We start from the raw sequence: 3,563 nt of genomic DNA on the forward strand, positions 1-3,563 counted from the left end.
TCATCGTCGGCGACGGCACCGCGCACCAGTTCGTGTTCAACGGCTGGGGCGGCAAATACGACCTGCCCGGCGACGACACGATCGGCCGCCGTCTGGCCGAGAGCCGCGGCAAGACGCTCGCGGCGTTCGACTGGGTGCTCGAAGGCGGCGCGGTCGATGGCGACGGCACCGGCGTGGTCGTCACGACCGAGCAGTGCCTGCTCAACCGCAACCGCAACCCCGACCTCGACAAGGCGGGGATCGAGGCGCGGCTGAAGTCCGACCTCGGCTTCAGCCAAGTCGTGTGGCTCGGCGACGGGCTCGTCAACGACCATACCGACGGCCATGTCGACAACCTCGCACGCTTCGTCGGCGAGGGCCGCGTGGCGATCCCCGAGGCAGCCGAGAACGACCCCAACTGGCAGGTCTATCAGCTGGCGAAGCGCGATGCGGAACGTGCCGGCCTGACCGTGGTCAGCATCCCGTCGCCCGGCCGCGTGCTGCGCGACGAGGAGATCGTGCCCGCCAGCTACATGAACTTCTACATCGGCAATGCCGCCGTCGTCGTGCCGCTCTACGGCGCGGAGAATGACGACGCCGCGGTCGCGGCAATCCAGGCGATCTTCCCCGATCGTCAGGTCGTCGGGCAGCGTGCGGACCATATCCTGACCGGCGGCGGCAGCTTCCACTGCATCAGCCAGCAAATCCCCGGCTGATGCTCGCCTTCGCGGTCCGCGCGGTCCTGTCCGGGATCATCGTCGCGCTGATCGCGCTGGTTGCCCGGCGTAGTCCGGCGGCAGGGGCACTCGTCGCGTCGCTGCCGCTGCTGTCGGTGCTCGGCATGATCTGGCTGTGGCACGACACCGGCGACCGCGTCCGGCTGGCCGCGCATGCCGAGGCGACCTTCTGGTACGTGCTGCCCTCGCTGCCGATGTTCCTGCTGATCCCGGTGCTGTTGCGGCACGGCGTCGGCTTCTGGCTTTCGCTCGCTGCCGGTTGCGTCCTGACGATCCTTCTCTATCTCGCGGTCGTCGCAATCGCGGCGCGCTTCGGCGTGACGCTATAGGAATTCGCATGACCGAGATCACCGTCGCCGCGCTTCAGCTCGGCTTCACTGCCGATATCGACAAGAACATCGCCAACGTCTCGCGCCTTGTCCGCGAGGCCGCGGCGCGTGGTGCGCAGGTGATCCTGCCGCCCGAATTGTTCGAGGGCGAATATTTCTGCCGTGTCGAGGACGAGGGCCTGTTCGCCAACGCCGCCCCCGTCGGCGAGCACAAGGCGGTGCTCGCGATGCAGGCGCTCGCCGAGGCGCTCAAGGTCACCATCCCGACCAGCTTCTTCGAGGCCGATGGCCCGCATCACTATAACAGCCTCGCGATGATCGGCCCCGACGGCGAGGTGCAGGGCGTCTATCGCAAGAGCCACATCCCCGACGGCCCGGGCTATGAGGAAAAATTCTATTTCCGCCCCGGCAATACCGGCTTCAAGGTCTGGCCGCATGCCGCGGCGCAGGGCCGCTCGACGCTCGGCGTCGGCGTCTGCTGGGACCAATGGTATCCCGAGACCGCGCGCGCGATGATGCTGATGGGCGCCGAAGTCCTGTTCTACCCGACCGCGATCGGCAGCGAGCCGCACGACACCAGCCTCGACACCGCGCGGCTGTGGCGGCGTGCGATGGTCGGGCATGCGGTCAGCAACGTCGTCCCGATCGTCGCCGCCAACCGCGTCGGTGTCGAGCATGGCCAGACCTTCTACGGCACCAGCTTCATCGCCGACGAGCGCGGCGACATTCTGGCGGAACTCGGTCGCGACGACGAAGGCGTGATCACCGCGACGATCGACCTCGACATCGTCAAGCGCCACCGCGCCGCCTTCGGCTTCTTCCGCGACCGCCGCCCCGATCTTTACGGGCGGCTCGTCGCGGACGTCTGACGCAGCTTATGCTGCGGCGATGCTGCGCCGCAATTCCAGCGCCCGTGCGAAGACTGCCTCGAACATCTCGGGGGTCAGGACGCGGGTGTTCTGGTTGTAGCGTGAGCAGTGGTAGCTATCGATCAGGATGCGGCCGTCGGGCATGACATGCTCGGCGAGATGGCCGAACTTCGCCTTGGGCAGGCGTCCGCCGAGCAGCTTGACGCTGGTCTGGTGCGCGATCTGGCCGAGTGCGATGAAGATCCGCGCCTTGGGCAGCTCGGCAAGCTGCGATTCGACGAACGGGCGGCAGGTGCGGATTTCCTCGGGGGTCGGCTTGTTCTGTGGCGGCAGGCACTTGACCGCGTTGATGATGATCGCGCCGTTGAGCTTCAGCCCGTCATCGGGTTTCGCCGCGAAGACGCCGTCTGCCAGCCCGAACTTGCCGAGCGTGTCGTAGAGCAATTGCCCCGCGAAATCGCCGGTGAACGGGCGGCCGGTGCGGTTGGCGCCGTGCTTGCCGGGGGCGAGGCCGATGATGCCGAGCCACGCGTCGGGATCGCCGAAGGCGGGGACGGGCGCGTTCCACCAGGTCGGGAATTCGGCGCGCAGTTCGTTGCGGAAGGCGACGAGGCGCGGGCAATTGGGACAGTCGTGCGGCGGCTCGGTTTCGGGCAGCGGGGAGGGTGCGAAGTTCATCGCGGTGCGTTAGGCGGGTCGGATGGAGCGGACAACCTATGCGATCGCGCTCGGCTCGAATCGGCGCGGGATCCACGGCGCGCCCGCCGCGACGATCCGCGCCGCGCTGGCCGCGGTCGGCGGTGTCGTCGCCGTGTCGCCGATCATCGCGAGCGCACCGCTCGGGCCGTCGATCCGGCGCTATGCCAATGCGGTCGCGCTGATCGAGACGCGCGACTCGCCGCCTGTGCTGCTCGCGCGGCTAAAGCGAATCGAGACCGCGTTCGGGCGGCGGCGCGGGCGCCGCTGGGGATCGCGGGTGATCGATCTCGACATCATCCTGTGGTCGGGGGGCGTTTGGCGGGGGCCGGGGCTGACCGTGCCGCACGCCGCCTACCGGGACCGCGGCTTCGTGCTGGCACCGCTCGCGCGTATCGCGCCGCGCTGGCGCGACCCTCTGACCGGGCAAAGCGTCCGCCATCTCGCGCACAAGGTTGACCGACCGCGGCTGCGCCCCTAGTGGCTCGCAGCCGATGTACGGGTCCGTAGCTCAGTTGGTAGAGCAAGCGACTTTTAATCGAGAGGTCCCGGGTTCGAGCCCCGGCGGACCCACCATCGGCACCTCCTCCTCTCGCAAGCCCCCGATTCGCCCCCCCCCATTCGCACTGCTTGATCGGCCGCGCCGGCGCGCGCATCGTCGCGCGATGGACGAAATCACCACCTCGATCGTCGGCATCGACTTCCCCAATGCGGACAAGACCCGGAGCAACCGGCGGATGGAAATCCTGCTCTGTGCGCCGGGCGACCGCGTCACGTTGCGCCGCGAACCGAAGAATCCGCATGATTCGAATGCGGTCGGCGTGTGGAGCGAGCGCGACATCCAGCTCGGCTATATCAGTGCCGAACGCGCGCCGATGATCGGCCGGCGGCTGCAGGCCGAGGAGACGAGCGCGCTGTTCCAGGCGATGCATCAGGGCGGTGCCTATATCCGC

General features: G+C 68.3%; 6 protein-coding genes and 1 tRNA gene. 6 read left to right on the forward strand and 1 reads right to left on the reverse strand.

Annotated features, from left to right (window positions below; all coding sequences use genetic code 11):
• From sphsw_RS13410 to aguB, 3 genes are all read left to right on the forward strand, one after another.
• The coding region (locus tag sphsw_RS13410; RefSeq protein WP_031441048.1) for an agmatine deiminase family protein at positions 1–695 on the forward strand (695 nt) is incomplete at its 5' end.
• Positions 695–1,045, forward strand: a complete 351-nt coding sequence (locus tag sphsw_RS13415; RefSeq protein ID WP_031441049.1) for a DUF3147 family protein — start codon at positions 695–697, stop codon at positions 1,043–1,045. The genes sphsw_RS13410 and sphsw_RS13415, both read left to right, overlap by 1 nt.
• A gap of 8 nt (positions 1,046–1,053) precedes the next feature.
• Positions 1,054–1,914, forward strand: coding sequence for an N-carbamoylputrescine amidase (aguB, locus tag sphsw_RS13420; protein ID WP_031395228.1), 861 nt, complete (start codon positions 1,054–1,056; stop codon positions 1,912–1,914).
• A gap of 6 nt (positions 1,915–1,920) precedes the next feature.
• On the opposite strand, the gene sphsw_RS13425 is transcribed toward aguB, so the two are convergent.
• Positions 1,921–2,592 carry a uracil-DNA glycosylase gene (locus sphsw_RS13425; RefSeq protein ID WP_031441050.1) on the reverse strand — a complete coding sequence of 224 codons (672 nt, stop codon included), beginning with the start codon at positions 2,590–2,592 and terminating at the stop codon, positions 1,921–1,923.
• 22 nt (positions 2,593–2,614) lie between these two features.
• Between sphsw_RS13425 and folK the strand changes: the two genes are divergently transcribed.
• From folK to sphsw_RS13440, 3 genes are all read left to right on the forward strand, one after another.
• Complete coding sequence (gene folK, locus sphsw_RS13430; RefSeq protein ID WP_031441051.1) at positions 2,615–3,091, forward strand: 2-amino-4-hydroxy-6-hydroxymethyldihydropteridine diphosphokinase; 477 nt, start codon at positions 2,615–2,617, stop codon at positions 3,089–3,091.
• Between the two features lie 19 nt (positions 3,092–3,110).
• Positions 3,111–3,186: transfer RNA gene (locus sphsw_RS13435), tRNA-Lys, on the forward strand.
• A gap of 89 nt (positions 3,187–3,275) precedes the next feature.
• Positions 3,276–3,563, forward strand: a 288-nt coding sequence (locus sphsw_RS13440) for an HIRAN domain-containing protein (RefSeq protein WP_042467301.1), incomplete at its 3' end; no start/stop codon positions are given.

This window comes from Sphingomonas sp. FUKUSWIS1 (assembly GCF_000733135.1).
In the GTDB taxonomy this organism is placed as follows: domain Bacteria; phylum Pseudomonadota; class Alphaproteobacteria; order Sphingomonadales; family Sphingomonadaceae; genus Sphingomonas; species Sphingomonas aerolata.